This window comes from Arthrobacter sp. SRS-W-1-2016 (assembly GCF_002009585.1).
Taxonomy (GTDB): Bacteria; Actinomycetota; Actinomycetes; order Actinomycetales; family Micrococcaceae; genus Arthrobacter; species Arthrobacter bambusae_A.
Genome location: NZ_MTPV01000062.1, coordinates 11,160 through 31,009 on the forward strand (window position 1 = coordinate 11,160; position 19,850 = coordinate 31,009).

Below are 19,850 nucleotides of genomic sequence, written 5' to 3' on the forward strand. Positions count from 1 at the left end.
CCATCCGAAAGGGAGACACCGTGGCACAGGACGTGCTTACCGACCTTAGCAAGGTCCGCAACATCGGCATCATGGCCCACATCGATGCCGGCAAGACCACCACCACCGAGCGCATCCTGTTCTACACGGGTGTGAACCACAAGATCGGCGAAACGCACGACGGCGCTTCGACGACCGACTGGATGGAACAGGAAAAGGAACGCGGCATCACCATCACGTCTGCCGCCGTGACCTGCTTCTGGGACAAGAACCAGATCAACATCATCGACACCCCGGGCCACGTGGACTTCACGGTCGAGGTCGAGCGCTCGCTGCGCGTCCTCGACGGCGCCGTTGCTGTCTTCGATGGCAAGGAAGGCGTTGAGCCGCAGTCCGAGACTGTTTGGCGCCAGGCCGACAAGTACAACGTGCCGCGTATCTGCTTCGTCAACAAGATGGACAAGCTCGGCGCTGACTTCTACTTCACCGTAGACACCATCATCAGCCGCCTCGGCGCCAAGCCGCTGGTTCTCCAGCTGCCGATCGGTTCAGAGAACGACTTCATCGGCGTCGTGGATCTCCTTGAGATGCGCGCACTGGTGTGGCCGGGCGATGCCAAGGGTGACGTCACCATGGGTGCCAAGTACGAGGTCCAGGAGATCCCCGCCGATCTCCAGGCCAAGGCTGAGGAATACCGTGCACAGCTCGTTGAGACTGTTGCCGAGGCTTCCGAAGAACTCATGGAGAAGTACCTCGACGGTGAAGAACTCACTGTCGAGGAGCTCAAGGCCGGCATCCGCAAGATGACCATCAACTCCGAGCTCTACCCGGTTCTCTGTGGTTCTGCGTTCAAGAACCGCGGCGTACAGCCGATGCTGGATGCTGTTGTCGACTTCCTGCCGAACCCGCTCGACGTCCCGCCCATGGTCGGTCACGACCCGCGCGACGAAGAGAAGGAGCTCACCCGCAAGCCTTCCGCCGAAGAGCCGTTCTCGGCCCTGGCGTTCAAGATTGCGGCGCACCCCTTCTTCGGCCAGCTCACCTTCATCCGCGTGTACTCCGGTCACGTGGAAGCAGGCGCCCAGGTGGTCAACTCCACCAAGGGCAAGAAGGAGCGCATCGGCAAGCTGTTCCAGATGCACGCCAACAAGGAAATGCCTGTTGAAGGCGCTACCGCTGGCCACATCTACGCAGCGATCGGTCTGAAGGACACCACCACGGGCGACACCCTGTGCGACGCGAACAACCAGATCGTCCTCGAGTCCATGAGCTTCCCGGAGCCCGTGATCTCGGTTGCCATCGAGCCGAACACCAAGGGTGACCAGGAGAAGCTCTCCACGGCCATCCAGAAGCTCTCCGCTGAGGACCCGACCTTCCAGGTCTCCCTCAACGAGGACACCGGTCAGACCATCATCGCCGGCATGGGCGAGCTCCACCTGGACATCCTGGTGGACCGCATGCGCCGCGAATTCAAGGTCGAGGCAAACGTCGGCAAGCCGCAGGTTGCTTACCGCGAAACCATCAAGCGCGCTGTAGAGCGTCACGACTACACGCACAAGAAGCAGACCGGTGGTTCGGGTCAGTTCGCAAAGATCCAGATCGCCATCGAGCCGATGGACACCGCCGACGGCGAGCTCTACGCGTTCGAGAACAAGGTCACCGGTGGCCGCGTGCCCCGCGAGTACATCCCGTCCGTTGACGCGGGCATCCAGGATGCACTCAACGACGGCGTTCTGGCCGGCTACCCGGTTGTCGGCATCAAGGCCACGCTGATTGACGGCGCGTACCACGATGTTGACTCCTCGGAAATGGCGTTCAAGATCGCCGGCCGTATGGCTTTCAAGGAAGCCGCACGCAAGGCGAACCCCGTTCTGCTCGAACCGCTGATGGATGTTGAGGTCCGCACCCCTGAGGAATACATGGGTGAAGTTATCGGTGACCTGAACTCCCGCCGTGGCCAGATGCAGTCCATGGAAGATGCCGCTGGCGTCAAGGTGATCCGTGCGCACGTTCCGCTGTCCGGCATGTTCGGCTACATCGGTGACCTGCGTTCGAAGACCCAGGGCCGCGCTGTGTACTCCATGACGTTCAACAGCTACGCCGAGGTCCCGAAGGCAGTTGCCGACGAGATCATCCAGAAGACCCGCGGCGAGTAATCACCGACGGATAAACCAGGATGCTGGCCCGTTCCCGGGAAAGCATTCAGTGCAGGCGCCGGGCTGTAGCCCAGGCCGCAGTCCTGCTCCTGCGCGAACAGACTCCAGGTACCAGCATTGGTCCCTGAATCTGCAATTTCACCAAATCCAAAGCCCCCAAGTAGACTTGCTGGAGTTTCTGCCGCGAAAAGCGCGGCCGAGAAGCAACTCACTTGAAATCGTTCTAGGAGGAACCTGTGGCAAAGGCAAAGTTCGAGCGGACTAAGCCGCACGTCAACATCGGCACCATTGGTCACGTTGACCACGGTAAGACGACGCTGACTGCCGCCATTTCCAAGGTGCTGTACGACAAGTACCCCACTCTCAACGAGCAGCGCGACTTCGCGTCGATTGACTCTGCTCCGGAAGAGCGCCAGCGTGGTATTACCATCAACATCTCCCACGTTGAGTACCAGACCGAGAAGCGCCACTACGCACACGTAGACGCTCCGGGTCACGCTGACTACATCAAGAACATGATCACCGGTGCTGCCCAGATGGACGGTGCGATCCTCGTGGTTGCCGCCACTGACGGCCCGATGGCTCAGACCCGCGAGCACGTTCTGCTCGCCCGCCAGGTTGGTGTTCCCTACCTGCTGGTCGCGCTGAACAAGTCCGACATGGTTGACGACGAAGAGCTTCTCGACCTCGTTGAAATGGAAGTTCGTGAGCTGCTCAGCGCTCAGGGCTTCGACGGCGACGACGCTCCGGTTGTGCGTGTTTCCGGCCTCAAGGCACTCGAAGGCGACCCGGTTTGGGTCAAGTCCGTCGAGGACCTCATGGAAGCAGTCGACAACTCGGTTCCGGACCCCGTTCGTGACCGCGACAAGCCGTTCCTGATGCCGATCGAAGACGTCTTCACGATCACCGGCCGTGGCACCGTTGTTACGGGTCGCGCCGAGCGCGGTACCCTCGCGATCAACTCTGAAGTTGAAATCGTTGGTATCCGTCCGGTCCAGAAGACCACCGTTACCGGTATCGAGATGTTCCACAAGCAGCTCGACGAAGCATGGGCCGGCGAGAACTGTGGCCTCCTGCTCCGCGGTCTGAAGCGCGACGACGTCGAGCGTGGCCAGGTTGTCGTCAAGCCGGGTTCCATCACCCCGCACACCGACTTCGAGGCCAACGTCTACATCCTTTCCAAGGACGAAGGCGGACGTCACAACCCGTTCTACTCGAACTACCGCCCGCAGTTCTACTTCCGTACCACGGACGTAACCGGCGTTATCACCCTGCCGGAAGGCACGGAAATGGTTATGCCTGGCGACAACACTGAGATGACCGTTGAGCTCATCCAGCCGATCGCTATGGAAGAGGGCCTCGGCTTCGCAATCCGTGAAGGTGGCCGCACCGTTGGTTCGGGACGTGTCACCAAGATCCTCAAGTAGTTTCTACTTGTAGATCGGTGGAGCACCGGCCGCCTGGCGTCCGGTAGCAAAGCAAAAAAGGACCCCGTCACTATCGTGGCGGGGTTCTTTTTTGTTATCGTTTATCTATCGAATGGATTAATGGCGGATTGTGGATCCGTAACTTTGCGGATCCGCAGCCCGTGCCGCTTCGTCGCCCCTGGACAGGAGATCAGGAATGTCTGGCTTCTTCGGCACCATCCTCGTTCTGTTTGCCGTCTTCGTCACCTCGTTGGTGTCCTACTCCGTAGGGAAATCGAAGGGGCGTTCGCTTTCCGAAAGGGCTGCACAGCGGGTGGTTGACGATTCCGGCGGGCAGTATCGCGCCGGCTATCTGGCCGGGCACCTGGCGGGGTGGCGCGACGCCGAGGCCCGCCGCGCAGTTGCTCTAGTGGAGGCACGGGATTTCCGCCCGCCGCATCCGGAGGGCAGCCAAACGTTCGCACCCGTCCCCGTTGAGCCCTTGCCCCCCTTCCATTGGCAGATGCCGCAGATACCGCAAGCTGCCCAGATCCCGCCAGAGGCCCAGATCCCGCAGCGTGCACAGATCTCGCCGGAGGCCCTGCGTGCGGAGCAAACGGCGCGGAAACAGAAGCGGGATCGGCAGAACATCAACGTCACGCTGTACGTGGCGAGCCTGCTGCTGGTCGCGGCTTCGGCCCTGTTCATCGGCACCAGCCTTCCGTCCGTCCTCCGATTTGCCGGCGTCTGGACCATCACGGCTGCCTTCTATGCGGCGGGTTTCATCCTCCATGCGAGGGCTCCCAGGCTTCGGCCCGCCGCGATCGCTTTCGCGGGCACGGGCCTTGCGTTGATCCCGGTGACCAGTCTGGCGATGTACAACTTCGCGTTGCATAACGGCCCCGCCGCCTGGCTGGTTACATCCGTTGTCGGGACCGTGGCCTATGTAGTCGCCGCGGTGCGGCTCGACAACAGGGTCCTCGCCTTCCTGTCCTTGAGCTTCGTTGTCTCCGCGGCGTGGTCCGGCGTGTCCATGCTGGGCGGTGCGCTCGTCTGGTATTTCGCTTGCCTGATCGGATTCGCCGTACTCCTGACCCTGATCGCCATGCGCAAACCGCGCTGGCTGCCGCCGGTCTATGTCCGGCCATTGATGTCCCTCCACCCCTATGTCGTGCCGTTCGTCGCACTCGCAGCCACTTTCGTGCCCCAACATCTGGGCAACGGCGAGTACGCGATCATCATGATGGCGTGTGGCCTGTATTTCGCCGTGATGGCGGCCCATCCCCGGGGCGCGTTCCGGCTTCAACAGTTCTATGCCGCGAGGCTCTCATTCACCGTGGCCTTCCTCGTGTTCCTTTCAGACACCGGGCTTGGGTTGCCTGAAGTGCTGCTGGCCGCTGTCGTGCTCCTTGCCCTGCAGTCGCTGTGGTCGGCATTCGACATCGGTAGGCTCGTCCGTTGGTTCCCGGGGCCCGGCACAGCCCAGGCGATCCGGCGCTGTTGGATTGATGCCGTGGTGTGCTTTGGACTCCAACTCGCGGCGGCTTTCATGGGGGCGGTCGCCATCCTGGTGCGGCATTCGGAGACCCCGGTGGGGACCCCGTTGTTCGCGACCCTTCTGTGCAGCCTGGTCCTGGCGTGGAAGCTGGGACGCCAAGCCGAGTGGCTCCCTGTCGCCGCGATTATGGTCGCTGCCCCGTTCGTCGATGAGCTGGGCGGTTGGCCGACGGCGGCACTGCTGGCCATCGTCGGCGCGTTCTGGCTGCTGCGGGCAATCGGGCCGATGGAGCCCAAGCGCAGGCTCTTTGTGTTGGCAGGGCGCATTGCGCTCACTCTCTGCGTTCCGGCAGTGACCGCCGGGGTAGTGCCGGAGAGTGCCGGCCGTCATAGCGCCGTCGTGCTGGCCTTCCTTGTCGCGGTGACGTTCCAGTTGCTGCTGGAAGCCGTGCTGATCCGCTCGGGTGTCACGACGTTCGCGCCGAGCGCTTGCCTCGCAGCCTTCGCCGGAGCGGGAATGGCGGCGATTGCTTTGCTGCTTTTGCTGGAGCAAGCGCCTGACCAAGCCCTGACGAGAGCGGCCATCGTCATTCATGTCCTTGGTGTTGCGTTGCTTGGCTGGACGTTGTTCCCGCAGGCTCCGGACCTCCCCGTTGGGCGCAGGAGAGTGGCTGAGTCCATTGCGCCGGCAGCTATTGCCTGGGCGGGGGTGTTAGCCTTCGGCGCAGTCTCCGTGGCGTTGGGAAACACGGTGTTGCTCGTTGCAGTGCTGTACTTCGGCGTCCAGGCGCTCCGCCTTCCGCGTACCCTGCACCGCCGCGGCTATTGGTGGGCCGTCCGTGTGCTTGCCACCCTGCTCGCAGGCACAGGTTATCTGCAGTTGCTGCGGGACGGCGGCGGACTGGTTCTGGCGGGGGAGGGGCTTCAGCTTGGGACCGTCGTCTTCGTCGCGTTGGCACTCCAACTGCTCCCGCCGCTTGTGGAAGCGGTCCGCGGCCCTGACCGGGGCCTCGCGACACTCGACGCAGCCGTGGTGCTGCCGTTCATGGCAGGCGCGGCCGCCGTCGTGAGCATTTCCGGGAGCTACTTCGACAGCTCCTCGGCCGGAAGCTGGCAGGCGGTGGCGACCTCAATCATCATGGCGGCCTCGGCGGTGGCGGCCGGGTTCATGCTGCGCGCGGAGGGCGCCTCGGCGGTCTTCGCGCCTTCGACGTTGGTGCTCCTGTTGCTGCTTCGCGGCGGGCACGTTCACGAGGTCGAGGCGTTCCTTGCCATCTTTGCAGTGTTCAGCGCCGTCATGGTGGCCACGGCTCCCGGGCGCACGGCGAAGGGCATCTACTTCATCGCCGCCAGGATCCTCACGGCCGCCGTTGCCGCAGTCTTGGCGCACGACGTCTCGGCCTCCGTCACAGTTGTGTCGCTGACTTTCGCAGGCGTCCTCGTGCTGCAGCACGTCATCCGCTGGCTCATGCGGAACCACTTGCAGCAGATTCCCTTCCAACAGGCGGCAGTCTGGGTGACCCTCGGCGCTCAGGCCGTGCTGCCGGCAAAGTACCTTTTGTCTGTGGTTCAGCCGGAAGCCCACGACGGCGGCCGCTGGGTCCTGCTGCTCGAGCTGGCTGTCTTGGTGGTTTCCGCTTTCGTCGCGAACCGGATCTTCACTGCCCGCGGTGCTGAATATCTGGCCATTCCGGCGTCGATTGCGGTGGTGGCGTCAGCCGGACCAGAGGTGCACTTTCCGTCCGGGACGTGGCTTGCCGAGCCGCTGCTCGGAGAGTCGGTGGTGCCCGTGGTGCTGCTCGCAATGTCACTCCTGATGACTGGCGTACGGCTGCTGCTCCACCCGGGAGGCGGCGTCCCCGAACGCTGGTTCTGGCTGGCGGCGGCGCTGGCTTTCGCAGGTGCCGGAGGGGTGCTGTCAGCCGACGTGTCGGACACCACCATGGGAATGGCGGGACTGGTATTGGCACTAGTGTGCTTCGTGGCCTCCCACGTCGAGGGAATGCCCGGCTTCTACCCGCTTGCCTCCGCCGCGAGCCTGGTCGGTGCGACGGTCTTGGCCGATTCGGTCCTCGGTGGAGCTACTGGCGTGGCCGGGGCTCAATGGGCGGACTTCCTGCCGTGGCTCGTGGGTTGCGCCGGGGCGGCGGGCCTGCTCTACGCGGCTCGCTGGTCGGGGATCCCGGGCGTGGGGTCCCAGCCCGTGCGCCGGTGGTCGCTTGCGATCGTGGCTGGAGGGGGACTTGCCTGGTCCGCAGCCGCAGGCCTATCGCATGATGACACGGCCCTCGCCGGAACCGGCCTGCTCGGCGCCGCACTGGCTGTGGCTTACCTCGAGGCACCCCGGGTGATCAGGTTCGCCGTCGCAGAGCTGGGCGCGGTGTTGGTGCTTGCGGCCGCCCAGCGGGCGGTTCTTTTCGTCCATGGCGCCAGGCCCGAGCTGTTTTGGGTGGTGCAGTGGTTTGCGGTCCTTGGTGGCGTTTTGGCAGGGGGGCGCTATTACGTTGGGAACAAAATGGAGGGCCGAATCAGGTTCGGGCTCGCCTCGGGCCTGTTGTCCCTCGGCGGCTTCCTTTCGATAGTCCCGGGCAGCGACTTTCCGGGCACTGTGCCACAGCAACTATGGGTCCTCATCGGGCATGCGGTGATACTGCTTGCCGGGCTGCTCCTCGCCGAGCGGATGTTCGTGTGGTGGGGTGCCGCGGGCGTTGCCCTGAGCGTGATGTGGGCCCTTCGTTCTTACGCTTTCGCGATGCTCGCGGTGGTCGCCTTGGCATTGATTGCCCTCGCCGTCTGGCGCCTCAACAGGACCGCACCCTGATAGCGTTGCCTCAAAGGAGGAACGCGGAATGGGAACGTTGATTTTTCTCGTCTTGGCGGTTGTCGTGGTAGCCGGGGTCCTGTGGGGAAGGAAATACTTCCGCCGCGAGATCGATCGTGCCAAGCGCATCAATCGGGCGAACAGGAAAGACTGATTTAACACGTTCGGTCCACAAAAGGGACGTGAATCAGCTCCGTCGCGCCTTGCTCAAGGACTGGTACCAGTAGTACGAGTCCTTGGGGGTTCTTTCGAGGGTATCGAAGTCCACGTGCACCAGCCCGAATCGTTGCGAATATCCGGCAGCCCATTCGAAGTTGTCCAGCAGTGTCCAGACGTAGTAGCCAAGAAGTTCGACGTCGTGGGCGATCCCGCCGGGGGCCGTGGCCCTCAAGGCCTGGCCAAGGTGCGAAGCAAGGTAGCTGATGCGATCGGCGTCGTGCACCGGGCCCGGGGTGTGGTCCGGTTCCGGGAAGCTCGCGCCGCTCTCCGTGATGAACAGGGGAGGCAAGGCTGCCCCATAGCGGTCCTTCAGCTCCCGCAGCAGGATTCCGAGGTGTTCGGGAGCCACAGGCCAACCGAATCCTGTCGTCTCGTATTCGGGAAACGCCGCCAGATGGAACGGCAGCTTGGCCATCATGTCCGAGTTGCTGCCGGGTGTGCTTCCATCGCCGCGGCCCGAGGCTACCTTGACGGGGTAGTAGTAGTTCAGGCCGTAGAAATCCAAGGGCTGGTGGATGGTCTTGAGATCCTCGTCGCGGACCTTGCCCAAGGCCCTGAACCAGGGCCTCACCTGGAGCGGCGGCTTCGGATAGCGCCCCAGGAGGATGGGATCGGCGTACACCCGGTTGAAGATGAGGTCGAAGGCCTTGGCCATGAGACCGTCTGCAAGCCGCTTGCTTGCTGGCCGGACCGGAGAGTGGACGTTGGCGACGCCGACAGATCCCTCCACACCGGCGGCGCGCAGGGCCTGGACGGCGAGGCCGTGTCCGAGCAACTGGTGGTGGGCAGCCGGCAAGGCATCGAAGAGCAGCCGCCTCCCGGGAGCATGGACACCGAGCGCATATCCCTGCAACGCGACCGAGACAGGTTCGTTCAGGGTGACCCATTGCGCCACGCGGTCACCGAAGCGGTGCGCCGCCGCAGCAGAGTATTCGGCGAACCGTTCCGCCGTCGCCCGGTTCAGCCAGCCGCCGTCGTGCTCCAACGGCAGGGGAGTGTCCCAATGGAACAGCGTCACCATGGGGGAGATCCCGGCCTTCAGGAGCTTGTCGATCAGGCGGTCGTAGAAGTCCAGGCCCTGTTGGTTGATGGGTCCCTTGCCGCCGGGTTGGATCCGTGGCCAGGAGAGGGAGAAACGGTAGGAATCCACGCCCAGGGCCTGCATGAGGGCAATGTCTTCGTCCGCCCGGTTGTAATGGTCGCAGGCGACGGCGGGTGAGTGACCGTCAACGATCGCGCCGGGCTTCTCGGCAAAGGCGTCCCAACTTGACGGTCCGCGTCCGTCTGCTGTGAGCGAGCCCTCGATCTGGAAAGCGGCAGCGGCGACACCTAAGACGAAGTCCGGCCGGATGCGGCCTGCAAGATCCCCCACAGTGGCAGAATCCTGGACAGTCATGACCCAATCATCCCGAGCACGGGAGCCGATGGCAATGCTCCGCAGGGGCCCAATTGGCTTATGCCGGGGAATTCCGGCATACTAGGTGAGTTGTTCAAGCGCTTCTTCGTGTCCCGATCCGGATAATGCCGGGTGCCAGGGTCCAAGCTGAAGCCCAAACATAACCCAGATCCCCAAAGGAATTCGGACGATTTTGCGTGGAATGCGCGACACGCCCGACCGCGGGGGTCGGTTACACCGGCAAGTTGAGGAACCCGGATCCCTCCGGATTCAGCTTGTGCGGCGGGTGGTAGCACTGCTTCAAATGCTTCGGCAGCCACATGCAACACGTAAGTGAACAGGGCAGCCCTTATTCGAGGGCAGCACAGACTGAAAGAGAGTCAGGCGACATGGCGGGACAAAAAATCCGCATCCGGCTGAAGTCATATGACCACGAGGTCATTGATGTTTCAGCGCGGAAGATCGTTGAGACGGTCACGCGCGCAGGCGCAACGGTAGTGGGCCCCGTGCCGCTGCCGACGGAGAAGAACGTGTACTGCGTCATCCGCTCTCCCCACAAGTACAAGGACAGCCGCGAGCACTTTGAAATGCGTACTCACAAGCGTCTGATCGACATCATCGACCCCACGCCGAAGGCTGTTGACTCGCTTATGCGTCTCGACCTGCCGGCCGACGTGAACATCGAAATCAAGCTGTAGGGAGGTGCTGAGAAAACTATGACCGCAACCCGTAATGTAAAGGGCCTGCTGGGCACGAAGCTCGGCATGACCCAGGTCTGGGACGAGAACAACAAGCTCATCCCGGTAACTGTCGTCCAGGCTGACTCCAACGTCATCACCCAGCTGCGCAACGCAGACACTGATGGCTATGTCGCCGTTCAGATCGGCTACGGCCAGATCGATCCCCGCAAGGTCACCAAGCCGCTGGCTGGTCACTTTGAAAAGGCTGGCGTAACTCCTCGCCGCCACGTCGTCGAACTGCGCACTGCAGACGCCGCGTCTTACGAACTGGGCCAGGAGCTTTCTGTTGAGCTCTTCGAAGCCGGTCAGAAGATCGACGTCGTCGGCACCAGCAAGGGTAAGGGCTTCGCCGGTGTTATGAAGCGTCACGGCTTCCACGGTGTTGGAGCCTCCCACGGTGCGCACAAGAACCACCGCAAGCCCGGTTCCATCGGTGGCGCATCCACCCCGAGCCGCGTCTTCAAGGGTCTGAAAATGGCCGGTCGCATGGGCGCAGAACGTCACACCACGCTGAACCTCACGGTTCACGCTGTTGACGCCGAGAAGTCGCTGCTCCTTATCAAGGGTGCCGTCCCCGGCGCCCGCGGCCAGGTCGTCCTCGTACGCACCGCCGTGAAGGGAGCCTAGTTAGATGACTAGCACTGTCAAGGTAGACCTGCCTGCAGAGATCTTCGACGTCCAGACCAACGTGCCGCTGCTGCACCAGGTCGTCGTCGCACAGCTCGCTGCTGCTCGCCAGGGTACCCACAAGACCAAGACCCGCGCCGAAGTTTCCGGTGCAGGCCGCAAGCCGTTCAAGCAGAAGGGCACCGGCCGCGCCCGTCAGGGTTCCATCCGTGCTCCCCACATGACCGGTGGTGGCATCGTCCACGGCCCGACGCCGCGTGACTACAGCCAGCGGACCCCCAAGAAGATGAAGGCTGCCGCACTGCGTGGCGCCCTGTCCGACCGCGCCCGTAACGGCCGCATCCACGTCGTTTCTGAACTGGTCGCCGGCACCAAGCCGTCCTCCAAGGCAGCACTCGCCGCGTTGCGTGCAGTCTCCGAGCGTCGGAACCTGCTCGTTGTTATCGAGCGCGCCAACGACGTTGCCGCACTGTCCGTGCGCAACCTCGCAGATGTTCACGTTCTGTACGCAGACCAGCTGAACACCTACGACGTGCTGGTTTCCGACGACGTTGTCTTCACCAAGGCTGCGTTCGAGGCTTTCATCGCTGACAAGGCAAAGAACGAGGAGGATGCCAAGTGAGTGCAGCCACCATCAAAGACCCGCGCGACGTCGTCATTGCACCCGTCGTTTCGGAAAAAAGCTACGGCCTGATCGACGAGGGCAAGTACACCTTCCTGGTGGACCCCCGCTCGAACAAGACCGAGATCAAGCTGGCCGTGGAGAAGATTTTCTCCGTCAAGGTCGAATCGATCAACACCATCAACCGTGCCGGTAAGCGCAAGCGGACCAAATTCGGCTGGGGACAGCGCAAGAGCACCAAGCGTGCAATTGTCACCCTCAAAGAAGGCACAATCGACATCTTCGGCGGTCCGCTCGCGTAGCGGAGACCACTTTAACGAGGAAATGAATTATGGGAATCCGTAAATACAAGCCGACTACCCCGGGCCGTCGCGGCTCGAGTGTAGCCGACTTCTCCGAAATCACGCGATCGACTCCGGAAAAGTCGTTGCTGCGTCCGCTGCACAAGACTGGCGGCCGTAACAACACCGGTAAGATCACTACCCGTCACAAGGGTGGTGGCCACAAGCGCCAGTACCGTCTGATCGACTTCCGTCGTCACGACAAAGACGGCGTCAACGCCCGCGTTGCCGAAATCGAGTACGATCCGAACCGCACGGCTCGCATCGCCCTCCTGCACTACGTTGATGGCACCAAGCGTTACATCATCGCCCCGAACAAGCTGTCCCAGGGTGACTTCGTCGAGGCTGGCCCCGACGCTGACATCAAGCCGGGCAACAACCTGCCGCTGCGCAACATCCCGGTTGGTACCACCATCCACGCAGTTGAACTGCGTCCGGGTGGCGGCGCCAAGATGGCCCGTTCCGCAGGTGCTTCGGTTCAGCTCGTCGCCAAGGAAGGCCGTTTCGCCCAGCTGCGTCTGCCCTCCGGTGAAATCCGCAACGTTGACGTGCGCTGCCGCGCAACCGTCGGCGAGGTCGGCAACGCCGAGCAGTCGAACATCAACTGGGGCAAGGCCGGCCGTATGCGCTGGAAGGGCGTTCGCCCGACCGTCCGTGGTGTCGCCATGAACCCGGTCGACCACCCGCACGGTGGTGGTGAAGGTAAGACTTCCGGTGGACGTCACCCGGTCAACCCGAACGGTAAGCGTGAAGGCCGCACCCGCCGCCCCAACAAAGAGAGCGACAAGCTTATTGTTCGTCGCCGCCGTACTGGCAAGAACAAGCGATAGGAGCCTGGACACATGCCACGCAGCCTGAAAAAAGGTCCTTTCGTAGACCAGCACCTCTTTGTGAAGGTCGCCAGGGAAAACGAAAAGGGCACCAAGAACGTCATCAAGACCTGGTCCCGCCGTTCGATGATCGTCCCGGACATGCTGGGTCACACGATTGCCGTTCACGATGGACGCAAGCACATTCCGGTGTTTGTCACTGAGTCGATGGTCGGGCACAAGCTCGGCGAATTCGCTCCCACGCGGACATTCCGCGGCCATGTCAAGGACGACCGTAAGGGCAAGCGCCGCTAGGCGCTCGCTCTACGGCTAAGACGAGAGAAGGAAAGCAATGGAAGCCAAGGCTATTGCGCGTCACATCCGCGTAACGCCTATGAAGGCCCGGCGCGTCGTCAACCTTGTTCGTGGTAAGCAAGCGAATGAGGCTCTGGCAATTCTGAAGTTCGCCGAACAGGCAGCTTCGGAGCCGGTATTCAAGGTAGTTCAGTCGGCAATGGCAAACGCACGGGTCCTCGCGGACCGCGACGGCGTTGCCTTTGACGAAGGAGACCTCTACATCAGCGAAGCGTTTGTTGATGAAGGCCCGACCATGAAGCGGTTCCAGCCGCGTGCTCAGGGTCGCGCATTTCAGATCAAGAAGCGCACGAGCCACATCACCGTGGTAGTCGCTACCCCGGAGAAAGAGGAGGCTCGCTAAGTGGGACAGAAAGTAAACCCGCACGGGTTCCGACTCGGCATCACCACCGATCACGTATCGCACTGGTTTGCTGACAGCACCAAGGCTGGCCAGCGGTACAAGGACTTCGTTCGCGAAGACATCCGCATCCGCCAGCTCATGTCCACGGGCATGGAGCGCGCTGGCATCGCCAAGGTCGAAATCGAGCGCACCCGTGACCGTGTCCGCGTGGACATCCACACGGCTCGCCCGGGCATCGTCATCGGCCGCCGCGGCGCAGAGGCGGACCGCATTCGCGGCGAGCTCGAAAAGCTCACCGGCAAGCAGGTCCAGCTGAACATCCTCGAGGTCAAGAACCCCGAGATGGAAGCCCAGCTTGTTGCCCAGGGCGTTGCTGAGCAGCTGACTTCCCGCGTGGCTTTCCGCCGTGCGATGAAGAAGGCCATGCAGTCCGCACAGCGTGCGGGTGCCAAGGGTATCCGTATTGCTTGCTCCGGTCGACTGGGTGGCGCAGAAATGTCCCGCTCGGAGTTCTACCGCGAAGGCCGTGTGCCGCTGCACACCCTGCGTGCGAACATCGACTACGGCTTCTACGAAGCCAAGACCACCTTCGGCCGCATCGGCGTGAAGGTCTGGATCTACAAGGGCGACGTCACTGCCAAGGAACTGGCTCAGCAGGCAGCTGCTGCTCCGTCCCGCGGCCGTGGTCCGAGCGACCGCCCGGGCCGCCCGGGTGGCGCCGACCGTGGTGACCGCCGTCGTCGTACCGACCGTCCGGCAGCTGACGCAGCACCTGTTGCTGCAGAGGCTCCGGCAGCTGAAGCTGCTGCTCCCGCAGCAGAAGGAGGACAGGCTTAAATGCTTATCCCACGTCGAGTCAAGCACCGTAAGCAGCACCACCCGGGTCGTTCCGGCGCTGCAACGGGCGGCACCAAGGTCACTTTCGGTGAGTACGGCATCCAGGCGCTGAGCCCGGCCTACGTCACGAACCGTCAGATCGAGTCTGCCCGTATCGCGATGACCCGCCACATCAAGCGTGGCGGCAAGGTCTGGATCAACATTTATCCGGACCGTCCGCTGACGAAGAAGCCGGCCGAAACCCGCATGGGTTCCGGCAAGGGTTCTCCGGAATGGTGGGTCGCAAACGTCAAGCCGGGCCGCGTTCTCTTCGAGCTCGCCGGTGTCAATGAAGAGGTAGCTCGCGAGGCACTGCGCCTGGCAATCCACAAGCTGCCGTTGAAGGCACGCATTGTGCGTCGCGAAGGTGGTGAATAGAAATGGCAGTAGGGTCGAAGGATCTCGCACCCGCACAGCTGGACGGTTTCGACAACGAGCGTCTCGTTGAAGAACTCCGCAAGTCCAAGGAAGAGCTGTTCAACCTGCGTTTCCAGTCCGCCACCGGACAGCTGGAGAACCACGGTCGTCTGCGCGCGGTAAAGAAGGACATCGCACGCATCTACACCGTTCTCCGTGAGCGCGAGCTGGGCATTCGTGCCGAGGTTGCCGCACCGGTTGTGGAAGCCAAGGAAGAAAAGAAGTCCAAGAAGGCAGAAGCCAAGGCTGAAAAGGCCGAAGCCGAGGCTGGAGAGGACGCCAAGTGAGCGAACAGAAGGAAACTGTGACGGAAGCAGCAGCCAGCGCCGAACAGCGCGGTTACCGTAAGACGCGTCGCGGCTACGTTGTCTCTGACAAGATGGAAAAGACCATCGTTGTTCAGGTCGAAGACCGCGTGAAGCACGCTCTGTACGGCAAGGTCATTCGCCGCACCTCGAAGATCAAGGCTCACGACGAGCAGAACACCGCCGGCATCGGCGACCTCGTTCTGATCTCTGAGACCCGCCCGCTGTCCGCTACAAAGCGGTGGCGCCTGGTCGAGATCCTCGAAAAGGCTAAGTAATCCCGCGCCGGGCTTTGTCCGGCAGCGATATGGATTGGTGGAAGGCCCGTATTCCGGAAGGAATGCGGGCCTTTCCGCGTTTCGGTCCCTAGCATAAAACGTGCTAGGATATTGAGTTTGTATGGCGCCAGTTGTGCGTCAACAACCACCTCGTAAACAATCGTGCCGCGGCATACTGCCCCGCGCAGTTATTTCCGCAAGGGAAGCTGATGCTGGCGGCACGGGAGTTTAGGCCTGCTCTGGCAAAATCCAGGCAGGTCAAGAGACACCCCGATCAACCGTTCCGCAAGGCTCATTCCGTATGCTCCATTTCGGTCTGAGAACCGGCGCGACGCAAGGAGTAAAAATTGATTCAGCAGGAGTCGCGACTGAAGGTCGCCGACAACACGGGTGCTAAGGAAATCCTTACCATTCGCGTTCTCGGTGGATCCGGCCGTCGCTACGCAGGCATTGGCGACGTCATTGTCGCAACCGTCAAGGACGCTATCCCGGGCGGCAACGTAAAGAAGGGTGACGTCGTCAAGGCTGTCATCGTTCGTACCAAGAAGGAACGCCGCCGTGCGGATGGTTCCTACATCAAGTTTGACGAGAACGCAGCTGTGATTCTGAAGAACGACGGCGACCCCCGCGGTACCCGTATCTTCGGCCCGGTTGGTCGTGAACTCCGTGACAAGAAGTTCATGAAGATCGTCTCCCTGGCCCCGGAGGTGCTTTAGTCCATGGCTAAAATCAAGAAGGGTGACCTCGTTCAGGTCATCACCGGAGCCAAGCAGGAGCGCGGCGGCGACCGCGGCAAGCAGGGCAAGGTCTTGCGCGTTTACCCGGAGGCCAACCGCCTCCTCGTAGAAGGCATCAACCGAGTCACCAAGCACACCAAGGTCGGTCAGTCGCAGCGCGGCACCAAGACCGGTGGCATCGAGGTCGTTGAGGCCCCGATCCACGTCTCCAACGTTGCTCTTGTTGACCCCTCGACCAAGAAGCCGACCCGCGTTGGTTTCCGTCTCGAGACCGTGGAGAAGGACGGCGTCTCCAAGACCGTCCGTGTCCGCGTGTCCAAGGCATCCGGGAAGGACATCTAATGACTGAGACTCTCGAGACTCCAGCGAAGATCGTTCCGCGTCTGAAGACGAAGTACGCCGATTCCATCAAGCAGACCCTGGTTGAGGAATTCAAGTACGAGAACGTGAACCAGGTTCCCCGCCTGGTGAAGGTTGTTGTGAACATGGGTGTTGGAGATGCCGCCAAGGACTCCAAGCTGATCGACGGCGCTGTCCGCGACCTCACCCTGATCACCGGCCAGAAGCCGCAGGTAACCAAGGCCCGCAAGTCGATTGCACAGTTCAAGCTGCGCGAAGGCATGCCCATCGGTGCACACGCAACTCTGCGTGGGGACCGTATGTGGGAATTCGTGGACCGCCTCGTCACCCTCGCACTGCCCCGTATCCGCGACTTCCGCGGCCTCAACGGCAAGCAGTTCGACGGCAACGGCAACTACACCTTCGGTCTGACCGAGCAGGTTATGTTCCACGAAATCGACCAGGACTCCATCGACCGCGTTCGCGGTATGGACATCACGGTTGTCACCACTGCAAAGACCGATGACGAAGGCCGTGCGCTGCTCAAGGCACTTGGCTTCCCGTTCAAATCCGAAGACTAATAACTACGTAGTAGGTCCGGCCGCGGCTGCTTTGTAGCCCACGCGGAAACCATTACGAGGAAGGGCAAGAGCCCACAATGACTATGACAGATCCTGTCGCAGACATGCTTACGCGTCTGCGCAACGCCAACTCGGCATACCACGACACCGTGAGCATGCCGTACAGCAAGCTCAAGGCACGCGTTGCCGACATCCTGAAGGCAGAAGGCTACATCGCTGCTTGGAAGGAAGAGGAAGCCGAAGTCGGCAAGAAGCTGACCATCGACCTCAAGTTCGGTCCGAACCGCGAGCGTTCGATTGCTGGTGTCCGCCGCATTTCCAAGCCTGGTCTCCGCGTTTACGCGAAGTCCACCAACCTGCCTCACGTGCTGGGTGGCCTGGGTATCGCAATCCTGTCCACCTCTTCCGGCCTCCTGACTGACAAGCAGGCCGGCAAGAAGGGCGTGGGCGGCGAAGTCCTCGCGTACGTCTGGTAACGGGAAAGGAAGAGAATAATGTCACGTATTGGACGTCTCCCCATCACCGTTCCTGCCGGCGTTGAAGTTAAGGTTGATGGCTCTGTCATCAACGTCAAGGGCACCAAAGGCGAGCTGAGCCACATTGTAGCCAGCCCGATCGAGGTCACCCTGGACGAAAGCACCTTGACTGTCACCCGCCCGAACGACGAGCGCGCTTCGCGTTCCCTGCACGGCCTGACCCGTACCCTGATCGCCAACATGATCGAGGGCGTCACCAAGGGCTACGAAAAGAAGCTTGAAATCGTTGGTACCGGTTACCGCGTTCAGGCCAAGGGTTCTGACCTTGAGTTCGCTCTCGGCTTCAGCCACCCGGTCAATGTCTCCGCTCCGGAAGGCATCACCTTCACGGTGGAGGGGCCGACCAAGCTCTCCGTCGCTGGTATCTCAAAGCAGCAGGTCGGCGAGGTTGCTGCCAACATTCGCAAGCTGCGCAAGCCCGACCCCTACAAGGGCAAGGGTGTCCGTTACGCCGGCGAAGTTATCCGCCGCAAGGTCGGAAAGGCTGGTAAGTAAACCATGGCCATCGCAATTAACAAGAAGCGTACGAACAAGAGCAAGTCTGCTGCACGCAGCCGTCGCCAGCTTCGTATCCGCAAGCGCATCACCGGCACGGCTGTTCGTCCTCGTCTGGTCGTCAACCGCTCCGCACGCCACATCTTCGTCCAGGTTGTCGATGACAGCAAGGGTGTAACCGTGGCTTACGCTTCCACTTTGGAAGCTGACCTTCGTGCATTCGACGGCGACAAGACTGCCAAGGCCAAGCGCGTCGGCGAGCTCGTTGCCGGGCGTGCCAAGGCTGCAGGCATCGAAGCTGTTGTCTTCGACCGCGGTGGTAACAAGTACCACGGCCGGATCGCCGCCGTCGCTGACGGCGCACGTGAAGGTGGGCTGGCACTGTGACCGTTGAGAATAACGAAAAGGACATTCAGGTGACTGAAGCTGCAGCTGCTGAGGCAACTGAGACTGCTGCTGCCACCGACGACCGCCGCGGCGGCCGTCGTGGCGAGCGTGGTGACCGTGGCCAGGGCCGCGGCGACCGTGGTGGCCGTGGTGGCCGCGACGGCGGTCGCGAGGCCGAGAAGAGCCAGTTCGTAGAGCGCGTTGTAACCATCAACCGTGTTGCCAAGGTCGTCAAGGGTGGTCGTCGCTTCAGCTTCACCGCACTCGTCGTCGTCGGTGACGGCAACGGCCTGGTTGGCGTTGGCTACGGCAAGGCGAAGGAAGTTCCGGCAGCTATCGCGAAGGGCGTTGAAGAGGCTAAGAAGTCCTTCTTCCGCGTTCCCCGCGTTGGCAACACCATCCCGCACCGCGTGCAGGGTGAGGCCGCAGCAGGCGTTGTCATGCTGCGTCCGGCTTCCCCGGGTACCGGTGTTATCGCCGGTGGTCCGGTCCGCGCGGTACTGGAATGCGTCGGTATCCACGACGTTCTCTCCAAGTCGCTCGGTTCCTCGAACGCCATCAACATCGTTCACGCGACTGTTGACGCCCTGAAGCGACTGGAAGAGCCCGCTTCCGTGGCAGCCCGCCGTGGCCTGCCGCTGGACGAGGTTGCTCCTGCTGCTCTGGTGCGCGCACTCCAGAACCAGAAGGCAGGTGTCTAGTCATGGCTAAGAACCTGACTCCCTCCGACGCTCAGTTGGAGATCACCCAGATCAAGGGCGTCATCGGCGCCAAGCAGAACCAGCGTGAAACCCTGCGGTCCCTCGGCCTCAAGCGCATCGGACACACCGTTGTCCGCAGCGCCGACGCCGTGACTGTCGGAATGCTCAACACGGTTCCGCACCTCGTGAATGTAGAGGAGGCGAAGTAATGGCTGAGAACAAGACTGCCGCAGAGGCTGCCGACAAGCAGAACACTCTGAAGGTCCACCACCTGCGTCCCGCCCCCGGTGCCAAGACTGCCAAGACCCGTGTTGGTCGTGGTGAAGGCTCCAAGGGTAAGACCGCCGGTCGCGGTACCAAGGGTACGAAGGCCCGCTACCAGGTCAAGGCTGGCTTTGCCGGCGGCCAGCTGCCGCTGCACATGCGCCTGCCGAAGCTTCGCGGCTTCAAGAACCCGTTCCGGGTTGAGTTCCAGGTTGTGAACCTGGACAAGCTCAACGAGCTGTTCCCGGAAGGTGGCGCTGTCACCGTCGAGGCACTGGTTGAGAAGGGTGCCGTTCGCAAGAACCAGCCCGTCAAGGTGCTGGGCACCGGCGACATCACCGTCAAGGTTGACGTCACCGCCCACGCTTTCTCCTCCAGCGCTGCTGAGAAGATCGCAGCAGCAGGCGGAACCACCACTGCCCTCTAAGGGCTCTGGGGCTATCGCCCGCTGTGAAAGACTCCCGGTGTGGAGGGCTTCGGCCCCTCGCGCCGGGAGTTTTTTCATATGGCGCGCACCCCTCGATTGTTCGCATCGCGCATCAAACCGTTAGACTCGGGTGTTGGGTTTCAATGACCCCTTTCGACACCCTTGGACTTTTAACT

General features: G+C 62.0%; 25 protein-coding genes. 24 read left to right on the forward strand and 1 reads right to left on the reverse strand.

From position 1 onward, the window contains the following. Positions 1-20: 20 nt before the first annotated feature. The 4 genes from fusA (at position 21) to BMF89_RS22640 (ending at position 8,013) form a co-directional block, all read left to right on the forward strand. The gene (gene fusA / locus BMF89_RS15980; RefSeq protein ID WP_078108088.1) at positions 21-2,135 is read left to right on the forward strand and encodes an elongation factor G; all 2,115 of its coding nucleotides are present in this window, start codon (positions 21-23) and stop codon (positions 2,133-2,135) included. A 236-nt stretch (positions 2,136-2,371) separates the two neighbouring features. Next, a complete protein-coding gene (gene tuf, locus BMF89_RS15985) occupies positions 2,372-3,562 on the forward strand; it encodes an elongation factor Tu (RefSeq protein WP_028265109.1) in 1,191 nt (396 codons plus the stop codon). A gap of 196 nt (positions 3,563-3,758) precedes the next feature. Continuing rightward, positions 3,759-7,859 (forward strand): hypothetical protein, encoded by a 4,101-nt coding sequence (locus tag BMF89_RS15990; RefSeq protein ID WP_078108089.1) that lies wholly within the window; start codon positions 3,759-3,761, stop codon positions 7,857-7,859. Positions 7,860-7,887: 28 nt separating this feature from the next. Beyond that, entirely contained in the window at positions 7,888-8,013 is a 126-nt protein-coding gene (locus BMF89_RS22640) for a hypothetical protein (protein ID WP_264636749.1), read from the forward strand. A 33-nt stretch (positions 8,014-8,046) separates the two neighbouring features. On the opposite strand, the gene BMF89_RS15995 is transcribed toward BMF89_RS22640, so the two are convergent. Next, positions 8,047-9,474 carry a GH1 family beta-glucosidase gene (locus BMF89_RS15995; RefSeq protein WP_078108090.1) on the reverse strand — a complete coding sequence of 476 codons (1,428 nt, stop codon included), beginning with the start codon at positions 9,472-9,474 and terminating at the stop codon, positions 8,047-8,049. A 389-nt stretch (positions 9,475-9,863) separates the two neighbouring features. Here BMF89_RS15995 and rpsJ point away from each other — a divergent pair, with 389 nt between their 5' ends. The 20 genes from rpsJ to rplO all read left to right on the forward strand — a co-directional run bounded on the left by rpsJ (position 9,864) and on the right by rplO (position 19,674). Next, the gene (gene rpsJ, locus BMF89_RS16000; RefSeq protein WP_003803825.1) at positions 9,864-10,172 is read left to right on the forward strand and encodes a 30S ribosomal protein S10; all 309 of its coding nucleotides are present in this window, start codon (positions 9,864-9,866) and stop codon (positions 10,170-10,172) included. An 18-nt stretch (positions 10,173-10,190) separates the two neighbouring features. Beyond that, the gene (gene rplC / locus BMF89_RS16005; RefSeq protein ID WP_078108091.1) at positions 10,191-10,841 is read left to right on the forward strand and encodes a 50S ribosomal protein L3; all 651 of its coding nucleotides are present in this window, start codon (positions 10,191-10,193) and stop codon (positions 10,839-10,841) included. 4 nt (positions 10,842-10,845) lie between these two features. After that, positions 10,846-11,463, forward strand: a complete 618-nt coding sequence (rplD, locus tag BMF89_RS16010) for a 50S ribosomal protein L4 (protein WP_059387361.1) — start codon at positions 10,846-10,848, stop codon at positions 11,461-11,463. Beyond that, positions 11,460-11,765, forward strand: a complete 306-nt coding sequence (gene rplW / locus BMF89_RS16015) for a 50S ribosomal protein L23 (protein WP_059387362.1) — start codon at positions 11,460-11,462, stop codon at positions 11,763-11,765. The genes rplD and rplW overlap by 4 nt, the downstream gene beginning before the upstream one ends. 29 nt (positions 11,766-11,794) lie before the next feature. After that, positions 11,795-12,634, forward strand: coding sequence for a 50S ribosomal protein L2 (rplB, locus tag BMF89_RS16020; protein ID WP_028265104.1), 840 nt, complete (start codon positions 11,795-11,797; stop codon positions 12,632-12,634). A gap of 12 nt (positions 12,635-12,646) precedes the next feature. Then, complete coding sequence (gene rpsS / locus BMF89_RS16025; RefSeq protein ID WP_018773666.1) at positions 12,647-12,928, forward strand: 30S ribosomal protein S19; 282 nt, start codon at positions 12,647-12,649, stop codon at positions 12,926-12,928. 37 nt (positions 12,929-12,965) lie between these two features. After that, positions 12,966-13,331, forward strand: a complete 366-nt coding sequence (gene rplV, locus BMF89_RS16030; RefSeq protein WP_028265103.1) for a 50S ribosomal protein L22 — start codon at positions 12,966-12,968, stop codon at positions 13,329-13,331. After that, positions 13,332-14,168 carry a 30S ribosomal protein S3 gene (rpsC, locus tag BMF89_RS16035; RefSeq protein WP_028265102.1) on the forward strand — a complete coding sequence of 279 codons (837 nt, stop codon included), beginning with the start codon at positions 13,332-13,334 and terminating at the stop codon, positions 14,166-14,168. It begins immediately after the preceding gene. Beyond that, positions 14,169-14,585, forward strand: a complete 417-nt coding sequence (gene rplP, locus BMF89_RS16040) for a 50S ribosomal protein L16 (protein WP_028265101.1) — start codon at positions 14,169-14,171, stop codon at positions 14,583-14,585. 2 nt (positions 14,586-14,587) lie between these two features. Next, complete coding sequence (gene rpmC / locus BMF89_RS22645; protein WP_059387364.1) at positions 14,588-14,911, forward strand: 50S ribosomal protein L29; 324 nt, start codon at positions 14,588-14,590, stop codon at positions 14,909-14,911. Further along, on the forward strand, positions 14,908-15,207 hold the full coding sequence (gene rpsQ, locus BMF89_RS16050) for a 30S ribosomal protein S17 (RefSeq protein WP_059387365.1): 300 nt from the start codon (positions 14,908-14,910) through the stop codon (positions 15,205-15,207). Before rpmC ends, rpsQ begins: the two co-directional genes overlap by 4 nt. A 347-nt stretch (positions 15,208-15,554) precedes the next feature. Continuing rightward, positions 15,555-15,923, forward strand: coding sequence for a 50S ribosomal protein L14 (gene rplN, locus BMF89_RS16055; RefSeq protein WP_003803789.1), 369 nt, complete (start codon positions 15,555-15,557; stop codon positions 15,921-15,923). Positions 15,924-15,926: 3 nt separating this feature from the next. Further along, positions 15,927-16,286, forward strand: a complete 360-nt coding sequence (rplX, locus tag BMF89_RS16060; protein ID WP_078108092.1) for a 50S ribosomal protein L24 — start codon at positions 15,927-15,929, stop codon at positions 16,284-16,286. Continuing rightward, positions 16,286-16,864 (forward strand): 50S ribosomal protein L5, encoded by a 579-nt coding sequence (rplE, locus tag BMF89_RS16065; protein WP_059387367.1) that lies wholly within the window; start codon positions 16,286-16,288, stop codon positions 16,862-16,864. Before rplX ends, rplE begins: the two co-directional genes overlap by 1 nt. A 77-nt stretch (positions 16,865-16,941) precedes the next feature. Beyond that, on the forward strand, positions 16,942-17,340 hold the full coding sequence (rpsH, locus tag BMF89_RS16070; protein WP_028265096.1) for a 30S ribosomal protein S8: 399 nt from the start codon (positions 16,942-16,944) through the stop codon (positions 17,338-17,340). Between the two features lie 18 nt (positions 17,341-17,358). After that, entirely contained in the window at positions 17,359-17,895 is a 537-nt protein-coding gene (gene rplF / locus BMF89_RS16075; RefSeq protein WP_078108093.1) for a 50S ribosomal protein L6, read from the forward strand. A 3-nt stretch (positions 17,896-17,898) separates the two neighbouring features. Beyond that, entirely contained in the window at positions 17,899-18,282 is a 384-nt protein-coding gene (gene rplR, locus BMF89_RS16080; protein WP_059387369.1) for a 50S ribosomal protein L18, read from the forward strand. Between the two features lie 29 nt (positions 18,283-18,311). Then, positions 18,312-18,983: a 30S ribosomal protein S5 gene (rpsE, locus tag BMF89_RS16085; RefSeq protein WP_171983517.1), complete on the forward strand. Its 672-nt coding sequence runs from the start codon at positions 18,312-18,314 to the stop codon at positions 18,981-18,983. 2 nt (positions 18,984-18,985) lie between these two features. Continuing rightward, positions 18,986-19,192 carry a 50S ribosomal protein L30 gene (gene rpmD, locus BMF89_RS16090; protein WP_078108095.1) on the forward strand — a complete coding sequence of 69 codons (207 nt, stop codon included), beginning with the start codon at positions 18,986-18,988 and terminating at the stop codon, positions 19,190-19,192. Continuing rightward, the gene (rplO, locus tag BMF89_RS16095; RefSeq protein ID WP_078108096.1) at positions 19,192-19,674 is read left to right on the forward strand and encodes a 50S ribosomal protein L15; all 483 of its coding nucleotides are present in this window, start codon (positions 19,192-19,194) and stop codon (positions 19,672-19,674) included. The genes rpmD and rplO overlap by 1 nt, the downstream gene beginning before the upstream one ends. The last annotated feature ends 176 nt before the right edge of the window (positions 19,675-19,850 follow it).